At 69.2% G+C, this 16,869-nt stretch carries 13 protein-coding genes and 1 pseudogene; 9 read left to right on the top strand and 5 right to left on the bottom strand.

Translation table 11 applies throughout. The annotated features are described in order from the left end of the window. Nucleotides 1-66: 66 nt before the first annotated feature. The 3 genes from ACFYW5_RS33165 to ACFYW5_RS33155 form a co-directional block, all read right to left on the bottom strand. The gene (locus ACFYW5_RS33165; RefSeq protein WP_389420841.1) at nucleotides 67-942 is read right to left on the bottom strand and encodes a C40 family peptidase; all 876 of its coding nucleotides are present in this window, start codon (nucleotides 940-942) and stop codon (nucleotides 67-69) included. A gap of 161 nt (nucleotides 943-1,103) precedes the next feature. Further along, on the bottom strand, nucleotides 1,104-1,586 hold the full coding sequence (locus ACFYW5_RS33160; RefSeq protein ID WP_389420901.1) for an RNA polymerase sigma factor: 483 nt from the start codon (nucleotides 1,584-1,586) through the stop codon (nucleotides 1,104-1,106). A 133-nt stretch (nucleotides 1,587-1,719) separates the two neighbouring features. Beyond that, on the bottom strand, nucleotides 1,720-2,385 hold the full coding sequence (locus ACFYW5_RS33155; protein ID WP_389420840.1) for a M15 family metallopeptidase: 666 nt from the start codon (nucleotides 2,383-2,385) through the stop codon (nucleotides 1,720-1,722). 333 nt (nucleotides 2,386-2,718) lie between these two features. On the opposite strand from ACFYW5_RS33155, the gene ACFYW5_RS33150 reads away from it, so the two are divergent. Beyond that, complete coding sequence (locus tag ACFYW5_RS33150; RefSeq protein WP_389420839.1) at nucleotides 2,719-6,009, top strand: BTAD domain-containing putative transcriptional regulator; 3,291 nt, start codon at nucleotides 2,719-2,721, stop codon at nucleotides 6,007-6,009. A 462-nt stretch (nucleotides 6,010-6,471) separates the two neighbouring features. Here ACFYW5_RS33150 and ACFYW5_RS33145 read toward each other — a convergent pair. After that, nucleotides 6,472-7,217: pseudogene (locus tag ACFYW5_RS33145) on the bottom strand (transposase family protein). Between the two features lie 243 nt (nucleotides 7,218-7,460). On the opposite strand from ACFYW5_RS33145, the gene ACFYW5_RS33140 reads away from it, so the two are divergent. From ACFYW5_RS33140 to ACFYW5_RS33120, 5 genes are all read left to right on the top strand, one after another. Beyond that, nucleotides 7,461-8,666, top strand: a complete 1,206-nt coding sequence (locus ACFYW5_RS33140; RefSeq protein WP_389420838.1) for an RNA-guided endonuclease InsQ/TnpB family protein — start codon at nucleotides 7,461-7,463, stop codon at nucleotides 8,664-8,666. 43 nt (nucleotides 8,667-8,709) lie between these two features. Then, nucleotides 8,710-8,856 (top strand): hypothetical protein, encoded by a 147-nt coding sequence (locus ACFYW5_RS33135; protein ID WP_389420837.1) that lies wholly within the window; start codon nucleotides 8,710-8,712, stop codon nucleotides 8,854-8,856. A 111-nt stretch (nucleotides 8,857-8,967) separates the two neighbouring features. Then, on the top strand, nucleotides 8,968-9,342 hold the full coding sequence (locus tag ACFYW5_RS33130) for a hypothetical protein (RefSeq protein ID WP_389420836.1): 375 nt from the start codon (nucleotides 8,968-8,970) through the stop codon (nucleotides 9,340-9,342). 44 nt (nucleotides 9,343-9,386) lie between these two features. Next, complete coding sequence (locus ACFYW5_RS33125) at nucleotides 9,387-9,764, top strand: hypothetical protein (protein ID WP_389420835.1); 378 nt, start codon at nucleotides 9,387-9,389, stop codon at nucleotides 9,762-9,764. Between the two features lie 32 nt (nucleotides 9,765-9,796). Continuing rightward, the gene (locus tag ACFYW5_RS33120; RefSeq protein ID WP_389420834.1) at nucleotides 9,797-10,165 is read left to right on the top strand and encodes a hypothetical protein; all 369 of its coding nucleotides are present in this window, start codon (nucleotides 9,797-9,799) and stop codon (nucleotides 10,163-10,165) included. A gap of 271 nt (nucleotides 10,166-10,436) precedes the next feature. Here the strand turns inward: ACFYW5_RS33120 and ACFYW5_RS33115 are convergent, their stop codons facing one another. Beyond that, nucleotides 10,437-10,934, bottom strand: coding sequence for a cupin domain-containing protein (locus ACFYW5_RS33115; protein WP_389420833.1), 498 nt, complete (start codon nucleotides 10,932-10,934; stop codon nucleotides 10,437-10,439). Between the two features lie 551 nt (nucleotides 10,935-11,485). Between ACFYW5_RS33115 and ACFYW5_RS33110 the strand changes: the two genes are divergently transcribed. The 3 genes from ACFYW5_RS33110 (at nucleotide 11,486) to ACFYW5_RS33100 (ending at nucleotide 16,725) form a co-directional block, all read left to right on the top strand. Then, nucleotides 11,486-12,046 (top strand): hypothetical protein, encoded by a 561-nt coding sequence (locus tag ACFYW5_RS33110; RefSeq protein ID WP_389420832.1) that lies wholly within the window; start codon nucleotides 11,486-11,488, stop codon nucleotides 12,044-12,046. A 1,133-nt stretch (nucleotides 12,047-13,179) separates the two neighbouring features. Continuing rightward, complete coding sequence (locus ACFYW5_RS33105) at nucleotides 13,180-15,246, top strand: cellulase family glycosylhydrolase (RefSeq protein ID WP_389420831.1); 2,067 nt, start codon at nucleotides 13,180-13,182, stop codon at nucleotides 15,244-15,246. A 90-nt stretch (nucleotides 15,247-15,336) separates the two neighbouring features. Further along, nucleotides 15,337-16,725 (top strand): cellulase family glycosylhydrolase, encoded by a 1,389-nt coding sequence (locus ACFYW5_RS33100; protein ID WP_389420830.1) that lies wholly within the window; start codon nucleotides 15,337-15,339, stop codon nucleotides 16,723-16,725. The last annotated feature ends 144 nt before the right edge of the window (nucleotides 16,726-16,869 follow it).

Here is a 16,869-nt window from a genome sequence, read left to right as displayed (position 1 = left end):
TCGGGTGCGAGATGTCGGATGCGAGGTGTCAGGTGTGTGCGGGATGTGGCGCGCCGGCCCTGTGGATCAGCAGGTGGGGACCCCGGGCAGCCAGGCCGCCGGGTCGTTGATGTAGATGTTCGAGATCCAGGCCTTGTACTTCGGCAGGTAGGACCAGGCGTCGTTGGTGTAGCCCTCGGCGGTGATCGACTCGCCGTGTGTCTGGCAGAGCACGTCCACGGCCGTGGGGCCGGGCAGCCGACCCACGGGAGGCTGCCGGGTGCTGGGATCAGGACGCAGGCTCACATCGGTGCCCCAGGTCATGAACCGCTTGGTGCCCGCGGGCGGCTGCTCGCCGCCGACGATCCGCATAGCCCCCGCGTACTGGGAGTTGAGCCGTACGTCACTGACCATCACCAGCGTCCCGGACTCCCGGGCCTCAACCATCTTGCCGTTGCCGAGGTAGATGGCGATGTGGTGGACGCTGCCGAGGTTGGCCGGGTCCGACCCCCACAGCAGCAGGTCGCCCGGCTGCAGCGGAGCGATCCCCTGGGCGCGGGAGAACCGGGCGGTGGCACCGCTCCACTTGGCCTGGTTCCACGTCCCCTCGGGCAGGGCGATGCCCGCTCCCTGCCACGCCGCGTACTGCACCAGGTGCGAGCAGTCGAAGCCCTTCACCTGGCTGTCGTGGGCGCCGGGACCGCCGCCGGGGTAGTCCTGACCGTACGTCGGCCCGTGGACGGAGCCACCGCCCCACGAGTACGGCACCCCGATCTGTGAGCACGCGGCGTTGACGATCGCCTGTGCCTGGGCGGACGCGTCCACCAGGGGACGGCAGTCGGCGGCGGCCACGGCCGTCGAGGAGACCGGCGACGAGGCGGCCATCGCCGTACCGGTACAGGTCAGTGCGGTGGCGAGCAGCAGTCCTCCCGCGGTCGCGAGAGTGCGGTTGGTACGGCGCATGGGTTCCCCCTGGTGTGGTCGGTGCGATGTACGTGGGTGCTGTACGGGTCGGCGGCGTCCGGCAGTTGGTCGGACTGCCCTCGTGCTGCCGTCGTGGAGGAGGCGGCTGGTGCGGCGGTCGGTTCCTGTGTGTCCAACGCGTCCTATGTGTCCAAGAGGTCCTATGTGTCCAGCGCGGCGCGGATCTTGGCCAGCCCGCGCATACGGTTGCGCTGGACCGTGCCGCGGTGGGCGCCGAGCCGTTCCCCCGCCATGTCGTGGGTCAGGCCCTCGATGTCGACCAGGATCACGGCCGCCGCCTCCTTGGGAGACAGCCCGCGCAGCAGCGCGGCCGTCACCGCCTCGGCCTCCCGGCTCGCGAAGCCGCCGTCCCAGCCGTGTTCCGGCAGCCGGTCGGTGCAGCGCTCCTGACGCGAGGGGTGCCGCCACAGGTCGCGCAGCAGGTTCAGCGCCGCCGCGCAGGTGTAGGCGTACGGCTGCTGTTGACGCGTCAGGGTGTGGGCACGTGCGCGGCGGGAGAGTCTCAGGTAGGTCTCCTGGAGCAGGTCGTCGGCGTCGTGCGGGTTGCCGGTCAGGGCCAGCAGTCTGCGCCGCAGCCTCGGCATCACGGCGGTGAACGCCTCGTCGAACTCGGCGGCGGTCATGTGGCTGGCGAAGGCCGCCGTGTTCGTGCCCCTGTTCGTGCTCGGCGTCGTAGTGTCGGACGTCTTGGACGACGTGGACAGCGTCGTCGCGATGCAGGTGTTCTCCACGGTGTATCCCCCGGGTCCGGCTGTCTCAGACTGTGGTTGGGCTCAGGGAGGCGGGACCGTACTTGGCCGTCGGCGCTTCCGTCAGGAGCGCCCAGTACCGGTCCCCGTACGACCAGTGCCACCACTCGGTGGGGTAGTTGACGAACCCCGCCGCCGTCATGGCCCGGCCCATCGCCGCCCGGTTGGCGCGGGCGTCGGCGTCGATGTTGAGCGCGGCGGTGCGGCAGCCGCCCTCGCTCTCCTCGGGGGTGGCGTTGACCTCGGTGCCGAGAGGCAGTTCGGCACCGTCGTCCGTGCACAGCGTCAGGTCCACCGCGCCGCCGCTGACGTGCGGTGCGACCTCCGGGGGCGAGATGTACGCGCTCGCCAGGTCGCGGATCCGGTCCGCTCCGGCGTCCGGATGCGCCGCGCGCAGCGTCGCCGCGTACTCCTCGAAGTAGCGGCGCTGCAGGGCGGGCGGCCGGAAGCCCTCCACCATCAGCAGGCGGATGCCCGGGGGCAGCGCGTCCTGGGCGAGCAGGAGCCGGCGCAGTACGTCGGCCCTGAGATGGGCGTACGAGCCGTCGTCGTCCGTCTTCCGCGTGTCGACCCGCAGTGCGGCGAACTCCCGGGCGTCGACCAGGGGTTCACCGTTCTCGGTGACACGCGTGGCGGAGACCCGGGGGTCCGAGAGCAGGATGATGTCCGTCACGCTCACAGCGTTGAGCCGGGCGATGCAGGATCGATGCAGATCCTCTGCAGAGCGCATGCAGCGCGCGGAACGGGCGACTTGCACCGGGAGCATGCGGTGCCCGGAGCGGTCCACCCGCACCGGGGTGCATGCGGTGCCCGGAACGGTCCACCCGCACCGGGGTGCATGTGGCGCCCGGAACGGGCCGCTCCGCACCGGCAGACCCGACGGGTTCCGGCCACCCCGTACGCCACATCGGTCAACCCTGAAACCGGCACTCCGGTTTCCGGCGTGAGGGTCCCTGGGGGCCGATAAGTTGTCCCTGACTGCGGAAACGTGAAATCGGGGGACACGGTGGACGTCTGCCTTCTGGGTCCGGTCGAGGTGGTGAGCGGGGGACACCGGATCGCGCTGAACGGCGCCAAACCGACCGCGATTTTCGCGGCTCTCGTCGTGCATCTCGGTGAAGTGCTCTCCGTCGAGCGGCTGGTCGATCTGGTCTGGGAGGAGGAACCACCCGCCACCGCACGGGCCCTCGTCGCCTCACACGTCTCCGGACTGCGCCGGTCCCTGGCCGGTACGGAGGGCGCGGAGGCCATCCGTACCCGCTCCCCGGGCTACGTCGCCGAGTTCCCGCCCTCCGCCGTCGACGCCCGGTGTTTCGAGGAGGCGTTCGCGGCCGGCCGGAGGGCGGCCACCGAGGGGCGGGCCGAGGAGGCTGTCGAGATCCTGCAGGCGGCGTCGCGCCTGTGGCGAGGCCGGGACGCCCTGGAAGGGCTCGGCCAGTCCTTCGCCCGTGTCGAGGCCATGCGCCTGAAGGAACTCCGGCTGGAGGCCGCGGAGTTCCGCTTCTCCGCCGAACTCGACCTGGACCGGCGTACGGATCTCATCTCCGAACTCGTCGCCCACGTCGCCGCCCACCCCCTCCGGGAACGCCCGCGCGGCCAGCTGATGACCGCCCTCTTCCGCGCCGGCCGGATGCCCGACGCGCTGCGCTGCTACGACGAGGGCCGCCGCCTGCTCCGTACCGAACTGGGCGTGGACCCCGGCCCGGAACTGCGCGCGCTGCACCAGGCCCTGCTCCGCGCCGACACGACGGTGCTGGGAGCACCGGCTGCCCGCAGAGCCGCGCCCGCCGGGAAGAGACCCGCCCCCGCCCCAGCGGTGGCTCCCCCGCGCACGCACGAGGACACACCGGCGACCCACCGTTCCGAGCGGTCCCACGACCACACCCGTCATCCGGCGCCCAACCAACTCCCGCCCGACGTGGCCGACTTCATAGGCCGCACCGAACAGACCGCCTGGGCGACCGCCCTTCTGGAAGAGGTCCGCAACCCGCAGCGCACCGCACCGCCCATCGGGGTGATCTCCGGCCGGTCGGGCACCGGCAAGACCGCCCTGGCCGTCCACGTGGGCCACCGCACCGCCGCGCTCTTCCCCGACGGACAGCTCTTCGTGGACCTGCGTGCCTCGGACTCCGAGCCGGTACGGACCGCGGACGCCCTGACCCGACTGCTGCGCGCCCTCGGGGTGGACCCGGAGAGCCCGGCGCGCGACGAGGAGGACCTCCTCGGGCTGTACCGCACGCACATCGCGAGCCGCCGGGTCCTGCTCATCCTCGACAACGCCGTCAGCGAGTCACTGCTGCGCCCGCTGCTCCCGCCGGGCGGCGGCTCGGCCGTCCTGATCACCGCCCGCCGCCGCCTCATGGCACTGGAGGGCGCCGCCCACCTCGATCTGGGGGTCCCGTCCGAGACGGAGGCACTGGACCTGCTGGCCCGCGTCGCCGGCCCGGCCCGGCCCGCCCTGGAGCCCGAACGTGCCACGGAGATCGTCGCGCTGTGCGGTCGGCTTCCGCTCGCCGTCCGGATCGCCGGTGCCCGTCTCGCCGCGCGCCCCCACTGGACACCGGCGCGGCTCGCGTCACGCCTGAAGGACGAGCGCCGCCGGCTGGACGAACTGCAGGCCGGCGACCTGGAAGTGCGTGCGAGCCTCGGACTGGGCTACGCGGACCTGGACAAGCAGGAGCAGCGCGCCCTGCGCCGGCTGGCCCTGATGGATCTGCCCGACTTCGCCGCGTGGGTCGCCGGGCCACTCCTGGACGTGAGCGAGGACGACGCGGAGGACGCGGTCGAACAACTCGTGGACTGCCACTTCGTGGAGGTCGTGGCCACCGACGAGACGGGCAGAACGCGCTACCGCATCCACGACCTGGCGCGCGAGTACGCCCGGGAGCGCTGTCTGGCCGACGAGTCCAGGGAGGAACGGGAGACGGCGGTCCGCAGACTGGTCGCCCGCTGGCTGGACATGGCCCGCGTCGCGGCGGCCCACGGACCGGGCGGCGCGTCCCGGCTCCTCTCGGTCACCACGACGGCCGCGCTGGCACGGGGCGGGGGCGCGCAGGCGTGGGAGGTGGAGGGGGCGGCGCACGGGGTGGAAGCGGCGGCGCGCGGCGTGGAGGGCTCGGCGGAGGTCGCGGGCGGATCGGACCGGACCGCGGGCTGGGCCGCGCGCGTCTCGGACGGGTCGTCGGCCCTACCGACGCACACGCTGGCCCACCTGACGGACGAGCCGGCCGCGTGGTTCGCCGCTGAGCAGCCGTGTCTGCTGGCCGCCGTCATCCACTGCGCGGACCACGGCATGTTCGACGCCGCCCGCGAACTCGCCGCCACCCTCATGGCCGCTTCCGTGGCCCTCTACAACCAGTTCGACGCATGGTCCCGTTCCCACGACGTGGCCCTGGCGGCGGTACGGCGTGGCGGGGACGTCGAGGGCGAGGCCTGGCTGCTGAACGGCTTCGGCCAACTCCGCCTGGAGCAGGACCGATTCGACGAGGCGCACACGTTCTTCACCCTGGCGCTGCGGCTGTTCGAGGAGCGATCCGTACGCATCGGCTGCGCGGACGCGCGCGCCGGAATGGGTGCGGCCCGCCGCGAACAGGCCCGTTTCGACGAGGCCTTGCCCCTGCTGACCTCGGCGCTCGAACAGTACCGGGAGCCGGAAGACACCTCGTCCATGGCCCATGTGCTGTACGGCATCGGCTACGTCCACCGTGAACAGGGCCGCGACGACCAGGCGTGGGAGGCCCTCTCCCGCGCCCACCAGCTCTACGTCACCGCCTGGGACCGGCACGGCGAGGCGCTCGCGCTGCGCTCACTGGGCCTGTGTCACCGGGCGCGGGGTGACCTGGCGGCTGCCGAGACCCTCCTGCGGCAGTCCCTCGCCATCTTCGAGGAGACGGACGACGCCTACGGCATCATGTACGCGAGCCAGTCCCTGGCCAAGGTCGAGTTCCGGCAGGGCCGGATGACCGAGGCCCGGCAGCGGCTCGACCGGTGCCTGGAGATCACCCGCGAGCGTCAGGACATGTTCGGCGAGGCCCTCGTCCTGCGCACCATCGGCGAGTGGCACCTCGCCGCGTCCGACTGGGAGACGGCGACCGAGACCCTGCGACAGGCCCTCGTCCTGTGGGACCAGCTGCAACTGCCGCTGTGGCGCGCCCGCACCCTGCGGGACCTGTCCCGCGCCGCACTGGCCCAGGGCGAGACCGAAACGGGACGCGAGTTCGAGCAGGAGGCGTACGAAATCTTCCACCGGCTCGGCACCCGCGAAGCGCTGGAGCCACGGAGCGGTGCGGGGGACTGAGGCAGCCGCCGTACTCATACGAGAGGCGACCACCCCCCGTCGCTGGTGTGTACGGCGCGGCACCCGCCGCCCGCGACCACTGCCCCTGTTGTTGCGAGGGTGTCGCGGTCTTCAGGCCGGGGGAATCGCACTTCTGGACTGCTCTGGCCTCAACCGTGGGCATGGATGTGCCCTGCCTGCCCGCGCCCATGGCTGGCGGCATTCAGTCCGGGCGCTTTTGCTGTGCGATGCAGTCCTTGAACAGCTGGAGCGGCGCGCCGCCGCATGAGTCGGCGAAGTAGAAGGGCGACGAGAACCGGCGTGCATGATCGCCCGGTTGGCCCTACCGGTGAACTCCGCGCGCAGGCAGCGGGAGGGCACGCCGTTGAGGCTGTTGACCAGGCTGGCGAGTGCGACTTACGTCGGGTAGTGCGCGAGCAGGTGGACGTGGTCGAATTTGCCGTTGAACTCCTTGAACACTTCTCATCTTGAGCGCCAGGCGATCTCGATGGCGTGAACGGCAGCGACCGTGCGCCCGATGCGGTTGGTGCTGCACCGGGCCTTGCGGAGGGTCTGCCATTGCTTGAGGCGGGCGAAGGCGCGTTCGTCTGGTGCTCGCAGCCGGGCATGGTCCTGGTTGTACTGGTGGTAGTGCTCGGGAAGTTTGTGGTGGCGGTAGTAGGGAGGTGCGGACGGTGGTGCCGGCGCCCTGGTAGGCGCGGTCGGCCAGGACGAGGAGCTGACGGGACAGGCAGGGGTGGATCACACCGTGTGCGCGGGCTGCGGTCAGGTCGTGCGTGCGGCCGGGCAACGCTCGCGAGATCCACCGGGGGTGTTCCGTCCGGGGCGGTCACGACCTGCACGTTCATCCCGTGGCGGCGGTGGTTCATTGAGTAGTACGGCTCGTCCGCCGCGATAGGTCGGTGGCGATCAGGGTGCCGTCAAGGATGACGAAGCCCTCCGGCGGCGGCTTCGCGCAGGGCCTCGTGCAGGTCGGGGCGCGTTCGGCGAGGAGGTCGACCGTCTCGCTCACGTACCGGCCGGCGGTGGCGGTTAAGACGCCGAACCCCGCGGCGACCTGGGCCAGAGTCTCGTTCTTGCGCAGGTGAACCAGGACCAGCAGAGCCTGCCGGAAGCAGCCCAGCCTGCGCCAGCGGGAGTTCAGCTCACACTCGGGCGTAGATGAGCCAGGAAACGTGCTCAACGACGTCGTGAGGGACGTCGAGCATGGCACGATACGGGACCAACAGGGTTCCTGTGTCGAGACGTTGGCGAGTGTGATCACCAGCCGCAACGATCAGGAGCCCTGCCGCGTCACGGGACCCGGCCACCGGCCGTCATCACCCTCGAACCACAGGATGAGAAGCGGTCCTTGAGCTCTGCGTTGAAGTCCTTGCGCACTTTGTGTATGACTTCTTCGCAGCGCGTCAAGCATTCCTCGTTCATGACTCCGCGCCGATAGAGTGATTGTTGTGCAGCTTCGGTACAGCTTCCGCTTGTACCCCAGTGCCGGTCAGCGCACGGCGTTGGCGCAGGCGTTCGGGTGTGCGCGAGTCGTCTTCAACGACGCGTTGCGCGTCCGCGAGGAGGCCCGCGCGACGGGGCTGGGGTTCGTCACCTTGGCACAGCTGTCCAAGAACCTGACGGCCTCGAAGAGGACGCCGGAGCGGGTCTGGCTGGGCGAGGTGTCCTCAGTAGTCCTCCAGCAATCCCTGAGGGACCTGGAGACCGCGTACCGGAACTTCTTCGACGGCCTCAAGGGCAAACGCCCGCGCATGGGTGCGCCACGGTTCAAATCGAAACGGGACAGCCGGCAGTCGATTCGCTTCACCGCGAACGCCTCGTGGCGGATCACGCCGGGCGGGAAGCTGCGCCTGCCGAAGATCGGCGACCTCAAGGTGAAGTGGTCCCGGTCGCTGCCCTCGACGCCGTCCACGGTGACGGTCGTCAAGGACGCGGCCGGCCGGTACTTCGCCAGCTTCGTCGTCGAGACCGGCGCCGCAGAGGTGCTGCCCGCAACGACGGCCGAGGTCGGCATCGATCTGGGCCTGGGGCACTTCGTCGTTCTCTCCGACGGTCGCAAGGTTGACAGCCCACGCTTTCTGCGCCGGGCGGAGAAGCGGCTGAAGAAGGCCCAGCGGGAGTTGTCCCGCAAGGAGAAGGGCTCCAGCAACCGGGGCAAGGCCAGGGTGAAGGTCGCCCGCGCTCACGCGCGTGTGGCCGACGCACGCCGCGAGTTCCACCACCGGCTCTCCACACAGCTGATCCGCGAGAACCAAGCGATCGCCGTGGAAGACCTGTGCGTGAAAGGGCTCGCTCGCACGCGCCTGGCCAAGTCCGTTCACGATGCCGGGTGGTCGGCGTTCGTGGCCATGCTGGAGTACAAGGCCGCCCGGTACGGACGCACCCTGGTGAAGATCGGCCGTTTCGAGCCGACTTCCCAGGTGTGTTCCGCCTGCGGCGTGAAGGACGGCCCCAAGCCCCTGAACGTCCGCGTCTGGACGTGCTCGGCGTGCGGGACCGTCCTCGATCGGGATGTGAACGCGGCCGTCAACGTCGCCAAGGCCGCCGGACTGGCGGTATCAGCCTGTGGAGCGCAGGTCAGACGGGCAGCCGTGCCCGCACCGCGCAGCGAAACAGGAACCCACCAAGAGCTACCCACCGCGTCATCGCGGTAGGAGCAGATTGGAATCCCGGGCCTTTAGCCCCGGGAGGACGTCAATGCCAAAAGCAGGCGAGCCGAGCTGGAGCTCACTCAACAGCGACTCCGGCTTCCTGGAATCACTGAGCCAGCAGTGGGGCTGGGTGAACAACGTGTACATCACGGGGGACGAGCACCTGGCAGGCGTCAGCGACTGCGCGTTCTGACAGGAAAAAGTTCGCGAAGGTGGCCCGTGACACTGTCATACGGACGCACCGCCCCTTCCGTCACAGAGCCGAACAGCAAACATCCACGGCAGAACGGCAAAGGGGAAAACGATGGCGATGCGATCCAAGCTGGCGGCAGTGGGACTGGCGCTGGGCGCGGCTGTCTCCCTGCTCGGTACGGCCGGCAGTGCGGAGGCCGCCGCGCAAGGCGTGAACACCACGGTCCAGGCCGGCAGCAACATCCGGGAGGCCGCCACCACGAACAGCCGGCTCGTCGGCACCACCGAGTTCCTGAGCACGGCGTACATCCACTGCTACACGCGCGGCCAGCACGTGACGGTCGGCAACTACGGCACCAACGTCTGGTACTACGGCAACGTCTTCGATGACGACGCGTCACCGGCGCACTTCTACAAGAACGTGTGGCTGTGGGGCGGCAACGTCAACGTCGGCACCGACCCGTCCCCCGACGTCGCGCCCTGCTGATGCCGCTGATGCCGCTGATTCCAACACCGAACCGAGGAGCACCCATGACCAGGCGAAGTGTGTCGACCGCGGCTGCCGGGCTGGCGCTCGGCGCGGCGCTTTCCCTGCTCGGCGCCGCAGGGACCGCCGAGGCCACCTCCAGCAACGACGGCTACGCGGCGACCGTGCAGGCGAACAGCAACCTGCGCGACGCCCCCAACACCAGCAGCCGGATCTGGGGCACCACGACGAAGGTGACCGAGGCCGGCATCGCCTGCTACACACGCGGACAGTACGTGACGGTCGGCAACTACGGCACGAACGTCTGGTACTACGGCACCGTCATCGACTACGACATCGGCCACATCTACAGCAACGTGTGGATGTGGGGCGGCAACGTGAACGTGGGCGCCGACCCGGCTCCCGGCATCAACCCCTGCTGATGCCGAACCGAATCGAACCGAGGAATACACCCATGACAAGGCGAAGTGTGTCGACCGCGGCCGCTGGCCTCGCGCTCGGCGTGGCCGTCTCCACGCTCGGCATCGCCGGGACCGCCGAGGCCGCGCCCACCGGCACCAGTGGCTACGCGACGACTGTGCAGGCGAACAGCAACGTGCGGAGCGGCCCTTTCACCCGCGCCCTCATATATGGCACCACGTCGCAGGTGACCCCGGCCAGCATCGATTGCTGGCTCGATGGCGACAGAGTCACCGCGGGCGGATACACCACCAACGTCTGGTACCGCGGCACCGTCCAGGGCTACGACCGCAGCAACGCGTGGGTGTGGGGCGGCAACGTGAACGTGGGCGCCGACCCGGCCCCCGGCATCCCCGGCTGCTGACCGACTCACCCCGCCCGTTCCCCGAGGCGTCCTGTTCGGATGCCCGGGGGCACGGCCGTGTCCGGGACGAGGCGCAGGGTCCCGAAGCGCGGTGGACCGGCGTGGTGGGAGAGCGGGCGGGGCTCTGCGGAGGCGACGGAAGTCAGTGGTCGCTGTCGGCGGGGAGATTCAGGGGGTTGGCGAACAGTCGGGCTGCCACCGACCGTAGGGCGAGGCATCTCAAGAGCAAGAGCAAGAGCAAGAGCAAGAGCACGAGTCGGAGGCGGCGGCTTCAGCCGGTGGTCAGCGCAGCGTTCCACACGGGGCTGTCGACGTAGTGGTTGTCGTAGCGCTCCGAGGACGCCTTGATCTCCTCGAAGTCGGCCTCGCCGCGCATCACCCGTCCCAACAGCCGGAGATAGTCGAAGCGTGCCATCCCCGGAGTGAAGGTGAACAGCACGTCCGCCGTGCACCCCGGAGCAGCGGCGAAAGCGTGTGGCGTATGCGGCGGTACGAGCAGGAAGTCACCCGCGCTCAGCACGGTGATCGTTTCGTCCAGCAGGACGCGCAGGGATCCATCGATGACGAAGAACATCTCCGCGGCCCGCGTGTGGAAGTGTGCCGGTGCTCCTACCGCTCCCTCGGCGAAGGTCGAGCGGTAACTGGTCAGCAGCCCGCCTGTCGTTCCGGAGTCCGCCAGCAGCGACATCTCACTGCTGGGGTCGCTCGTCGTCTCCGCCTCAGCGGCCCGGGTCACGACCGGTGCAAAGTGGGTACGGCTGCTGCTCATCGAGTGTGCTCCCTTGGTAGCCGGCGCCTCTGGTCGCCGTGTGATTACTATTCTGGGCGACGAGTTGACCGGCCACTTGGTGCAATCCGTCCATCATCTGGTGGGTCAATCAGCAGGTGATGCCCCGTCCGTAGTGCAACGCACGGGCAGGGCCGCGTGCCCTCATCAACTGGACGTTCAACTTCCGTATATGGGGGGCCGTTTGGGTGCGTGTGGTGACAGAGCCCGGGTATTCGACAAGTCCAGATTCGGACGAGGGGAGTGACGGCTCGTGGAATGGCGGGATAAGACCGCGAAACGAAGGCTCGGCACCTTGGAACGCGGAACCGCTCAGCGTGCCCAGCTGCGTGTCCGGCTCGCCGACATCGCATGGACCTGCCTGTGTGTCGTACTCGCCCTGTGGGCGGCCGCAAGCTCGGTCGGAGCGGCACGCGGGACAACGGCCTGGGCTTACTGCGCAGTCGCCTGGGTCCTTCTGGCGGCCGCGTGCGCCATGGTGCTGGCAGGCCACAAGCGCAGGAAGCGGATCTGACAGCTGAAGGAGGCAGGGCATGAAACGGATCCGGGATTTCCTGGCGCGGCACCTGTGGGCACAGATCGCCCTGTCCATCCTGGCCGCCAGTGTGCTGGTCATGCTGCTCTATCCAGGGCGCTCGTTCGGGACCGTGGTGCTGCGTACCGCCATCATGTCTATCGGCGGAGTCTGCATCGTGGTGATCGCGCGCCGCAAGGAGAAGCGAGCCGCGGGCGGGAAGACGAACGACCTCGTATCCCTGGACCAGAAGCTGCGCAAGGGCGACGTGCCGCAGGACCCGCGAGAGCAGAGCGCGATGCGTGATCTGGTCGCGCAGCGGCTGCACCGCACCCGGCACCGCGTGGCCGCGCTGATTTTCCTCGGCGCGCTCTTCACCGCGGTCACCGTGGGGACCGCTCTCACTCAGGGGCCGCGACAGACCATCGGCCTGTCCGTGCTCAGCGTGGCGTTCATCGGGTGGATGATCTACTACAGCAACCTCCAAAACCGCCGGCTGCTCACCATGCGCGCGGCACTTGAAGACCGGGTGCCAAGCGGCGCCACCAGCGGCGCGTCCTCGCTTCGCGCCTCGGAATGACACGTCACCGCCGGTTTCCGGATGTGTGGTCCTGCGCCCGGGCCACCAGCCCGCGGGTCTCCGCTGTGTTGATCATCCGCACGGCAGGGCCAGGTGGCTCTCAGACGTCGTCGGCGGCAGATCGAGGGGTCGATGCAACGAGGGTGCGGGCCGCGAACGATCGCGTTGTCCGCGGTCCGCTCCCCGAACCAGTTGCATGCCCCGACCGCGACACGGCCCCGACGGCGAGCGCTTCATTCCTGGGGCCAGTAACGGCGCCTACGCCGAGCCCGCTATTGCCGTGCATCCCCGGGCAGCGCCTGCCAGTCGGCCAGAGAGGCCCGTCTGTACTGCGTGAGGTTCTCGTTGATGTCTTGAAGCCATGGACAAGAGGCCGGTTGGCAGTCGGACCAGCGTGCATGTGACGCCAACGCCGCCCGCGACCGGCATGCGATTGCCCGCAGGCAGGCGGTGCCGCACGCACCAGTTGCTCGCCCACCGGCCGCGGCGGGCGCCGAGCGCAGTGGAGCTGACCGCTGATCGCCCGGCCAGACAGCGCTTGCTCTACAGGGGCGTTGACCCACCGCAACCGGCCGCGTGCGGAAGCGGAACGAGGGCCTTCCCGCGGCTTGCCGCCGAGGCGAGAGGCGGAGAACGACGCGAGCGCGAGCGGCCACCCCGAACGGACGCGGGGCGCGTAGGCGGCACGCCGCCTCACGCGAGCACCAGCGCGGGTACCCCCTTCTGCCGACGGCGGGGCGGGCCGAGAGGACGCCCGGGGCGATGAACTCGTGACGTCGCGTAACGCATCGCACGTACCGTAGCTCGCTGATCGGCGACCGCCCCCGCGCCGGCCCGAACTCCCCGCGCCTCGGACCGCGTTCCTCCACGGCCGTCACCAGCCGCCCCCGCCGCTCGTCCGGCAGCCGCCGTCACACCCCCCGCCGCAAAGCAAGTTGGCCGCTTTGGTTCAAAAGGTTGACAGCCCTCAAGGCACCTGGCTTCATGAACAGCGCGCAATTTTGGGAGCGCTCCCATCGCTGTTCCGTGCTTCTTGTTCCGGCCGTGCGACAGAAAGGGACATCGTGGGACTGTCATCAAGACGGGGCCGCAGTCGGCCATTGCGGCGCATCTCGGTGGTGCTCGCTGCGGCGTTGACCACAGGCTTGCTGTTCGGGACCGGCCCAGCGCTCGGGGCGGAGGAGCGCCCGGCCCCCGCGCGCAGTGAGGCGGCCGTCGCCGCACCCGGCGACGACTGGCTGCACACCAAGGGCAACAAGATCGTTGACGCGAACGGCGACGAGGTCTGGCTCACCGGCACCAACTGGTTCGGCTTCAACGCCGGCGAACGGGTCTTCCACGGACTGTGGTCCGGCAACATCATCGACATCACCAAGTCGATGGCCGACCGCGGCATCAACATCGTCCGCGTGCCCATCTCCACCCAGCTCCTTCTGGAGTGGAAGAACGGCCAGGCCGCCGTCCCGAGCGGTGTCAACGCCTACGCCAACCCCGAGATCGCGGGCAAGACTTCCCTTGAGGTCTTCGACCACTGGCTCGCCCTGTGCAAGCGGTACGGCATCAAGGTCATGCTGGACGTGCACAGCGCGGAGGCCGACAACTCCGGCCACGTCTACCCGGTGTGGTGGAAGGGCACCATCACCTCCGAGGACTTCTACACCGCCTGGGAGTGGGTGACCACCCGCTACAAGAACGACGACACCCTGGTCGCCATGGACGTCAAGAACGAGCCGCACGGCACGGCCAGCACGTCCCCGCGGGCCAAGTGGGACGGTTCGACGGACCAGGACAACTTCAAGCACGTGTGCGAGACCGCGGGCAAGCGGATGCTCGCCATCAACCCCAACCTGCTGGTGCTCTGCGAGGGCATCGAGATCTATCCCAAGGCCGGTGTGAGCTGGACCTCCACCACTGGCACCGACTACCACTCGACCTGGTGGGGCGGAAACCTGCGCGGTGTCCGCGACCATCCCGTGGACCTCGGGGCGCACAACGACCAGCTCGTGTACTCCCCGCACGACTACGGGCCGCTGGTCCATCAGCAGCCGTGGTTCACCGGTGACTGGAACCGCACCACGCTCGAGCGCGACGTATGGGACCCCAACTGGCTCTACCTGCACAAGGAGAACAAAGCCCCGCTGGTGATCGGCGAGTGGGGAGGCTTCCTCGACGGCGGCCCGAACCAGAAGTGGATGACGGCACTGCGGGACCTCATCGTCGAGCACCGGATTCACCAGACGTTCTGGTGCCTCAACCCCAACTCCGGTGACACCGGCGGCCTGTTGCTGGGCGACTGGAAGTCCTGGGACGAGGAGAAATACGCTCTGCTCAAGCCGGCGCTGTGGCAGCACGGCGGCAAGTTCGTCAGCCTCGACCACGAGGTTCCGCTGGGCGGTACCGGCAGCACCACCGGCATCAGCCTGAGCGGCGTGTACGACGGGCCGACGGACCCCGAGGACACCCAGGCGCCCACCGCCCCCACCGGCCTGGCCAGCACCGCCAAGACCTCCACCAGCGTTTCGCTGTCCTGGACGGCGTCGACCGACAACACCCGGGTGACCGGGTACGACGTCTATCGGGGCACGACCAAGGTGAACGCGGCTCCGGTGACCGGCGCGACCTACACCGACACCGGGCTCTCGCCCTCCACGGCGTACAGCTACACCGTGCGGGCCCGGGACGCGGCAGGCAACGTCTCCGCTCCCTCGGCGGCGCTGAGCGTGACCACGCAGTCGTCGGACACCCCGTCCGGGGCCGTGAAGGTGCGGTACAAGAACAACGACAGCTCCGCGACGGACAACGCCATCCGGCCCTCGCTCCAGGTCGCGAACACCGGCAGCTCCGCCGTGAAACTCGACGCCGTCACGGTCCGCTACTACTTCACACGCGACGGATCGTCCTCCGTGAGCGCCTGGTGCGACTACGCGGCCGTGGGCTGCGCGCAGGTCAAGCTGCGGGTCGTGCCGCTGGCGACAGCCGTCTCGGGCGCGGACGCCTATCTGGAGGTGAGCTTCACGGGCGGCTCGCTGGTCACCGGCGGCAACACCGGTGACATCCAGTTGCGGATGAGCAAGGCGGACTGGTCGAACTTCAACGAGACGAACGACTACAGCCGTACGACCTCGACGACGTACACCGACGCCCCGGCCGTTCCCGCGTACACGGGCACGACCCTGGCCTGGGGCACGCCCCCGGCCTGATCCGCCACACAGCGAACAGGGGGGAACCCATCCCCACCCTGTTTTGGGAGCGCTCCCATTTCAAGCTCTATCGGCAAACGAGGAGAGAGTGTGAAACGTCTACTGGCCCTACTGGCGACCTGCGCGATGGTCCTGGGCCTCACCGTTCTCGTCAGCCCACCGGCGGCGGCCGCCACGGGCTGCAAGGTGGACTACACGATCACGAACCAGTGGTCGGGTGGGTTCCAGGCCGGGGTGAAGGTCACCAACCTGGGTGATCCCATCAGTGGCTGGACCCTGAAGTGGACCTGGTCCGACGGCGGGCAGAAGGTGACCCAGGGCTGGAACGGCACCTGGTCGCAGTCCGGCTCCGCGGTCAGCGTCACCAACGTCGACTGGAACCGCGCCCTGGCCACCGGCGGCACCGCCGACCTGGGCTTCACCGGAACGTTCACGGGCGCCAACCCGAAGCCCGCCGCCTTCACGCTCAATGGCGTGGCCTGCACCGGCTCCGTCGGTGGCGAGGAGCCCCCGCCGGACCCGGATCCCGACCCGCCCACCGGTACCCCGGTCGGCATCAACGGGCAGCTCAAGGTGTGCGGCGTGTACCTGTGCAACCAGTACAACCGCCCCATCCAGCTGCGCGGCATGAGCACGCACGGCATCCAGTGGTTCAACAAGTGCTACAACAACGCCTCCCTGGACGCGCTGGCCAAGGACTGGAAGTCGGATCTGTTCCGCATCGCCATGTACGTGCAGGAGGGCGGCTACGAGACCGACCCGGCGGGCTTCACCAGCCGGGTGAACAGCCTCGTTGACATGGCCGAGGCGCGCGGCATGTACGCCATGATCGACTTCCACACCCTGACGCCGGGCGACCCGAACTACAACCTCGAGCGGGCCAAGACGTTCTTCGCGTCCGTTGCCGCCCGCAACGCCGACAAGAAGAACGTGATCTACGAGATCGCCAACGAGCCCAACGGCGTGAGCTGGGCGGCCATTAAGAGTTACGCCGAGCAGGTCATCCCGGTCATCCGGGCCGCCGACCCGGACGCCGTCATCATCGTCGGCACCCGCGGCTGGTCCTCGCTGGGCGTCTCGGACGGCTCCAGCGAGTCGGAGATCATCAACAACCCGGTCAACGCCACCAACATCATGTACGCGTTCCACTTCTACGCCGCCAGCCACAAGGACAACTACCGCGCCGCGGTGAGCCGTGCGGCGACGAAGCTGCCTCTGTTCGTCACCGAGTTCGGAACGGTGACCTACACCGGCGGGGGAGCGGTCGACCGCGCCAGCTCCACGGCCTGGCTGGACCTGCTGGACCAGTTGAAGATCGGCTACGCCAACTGGACCTACTCCGATGCCAATGAGGGCAGTGCGGCGTTCAAGCCCGGCACCTGCAACGGCACCGACTACAGCAGCGGCGGTGTGCTGACGGAATCGGGGGCGCTGCTCAAGAGCCGCATCAGCACCCCGGACACCTTCCCCACCAGCTGACACCAGCTGACCCCTCGGGGGGGGGGGGGGGGGGGGGGGGCCCCCCCCCCCGGGGGGGCGGGGCGGGGGGGGGGGGGGGTTTTTTTTTTTGTAAAGTTTTTTTTTTTTTTTTTTTTGTTGTTTGTGTTGGGGGGGGGGCCCCCC

Origin of the sequence: Streptomyces sp. NPDC002779 (assembly GCF_042888685.1) — a bacterium.
GTDB lineage: Bacteria > Actinomycetota > Actinomycetes > Streptomycetales > Streptomycetaceae > Streptomyces.
The sequence above is the reverse complement of the archived record's forward strand: the minus strand, read 5'-3'. Positions and strand labels throughout refer to the sequence as shown.

What these genes read in the sequence shown, in the direction of transcription:
- ACFYW5_RS33165 (WP_389420841.1), bottom strand. Translation starts at nt 942, where the DNA reads ATGCGCCGTACCAACCGCACTCTCGCGACCGCGGGAGGACTGCTGCTC.
- ACFYW5_RS33160 (WP_389420901.1), bottom strand. Translation starts at nt 1,586, where the DNA reads ATGACCGCCGCCGAGTTCGACGAGGCGTTCACCGCCGTGATGCCGAGG.
- ACFYW5_RS33135 (WP_389420837.1), top strand. Translation starts at nt 8,710, where the DNA reads ATGCCAAAAGCAGGCGAGCCGAGCTGGAGCTCACTCAACAGCGACTCC.
- ACFYW5_RS33130 (WP_389420836.1), top strand. Translation starts at nt 8,968, where the DNA reads ATGGCGATGCGATCCAAGCTGGCGGCAGTGGGACTGGCGCTGGGCGCG.
- ACFYW5_RS33125 (WP_389420835.1), top strand. Translation starts at nt 9,387, where the DNA reads ATGACCAGGCGAAGTGTGTCGACCGCGGCTGCCGGGCTGGCGCTCGGC.
- ACFYW5_RS33120 (WP_389420834.1), top strand. Translation starts at nt 9,797, where the DNA reads ATGACAAGGCGAAGTGTGTCGACCGCGGCCGCTGGCCTCGCGCTCGGC.
- ACFYW5_RS33115 (WP_389420833.1), bottom strand. Translation starts at nt 10,934, where the DNA reads ATGAGCAGCAGCCGTACCCACTTTGCACCGGTCGTGACCCGGGCCGCT.
- ACFYW5_RS33110 (WP_389420832.1), top strand. Translation starts at nt 11,486, where the DNA reads ATGAAACGGATCCGGGATTTCCTGGCGCGGCACCTGTGGGCACAGATC.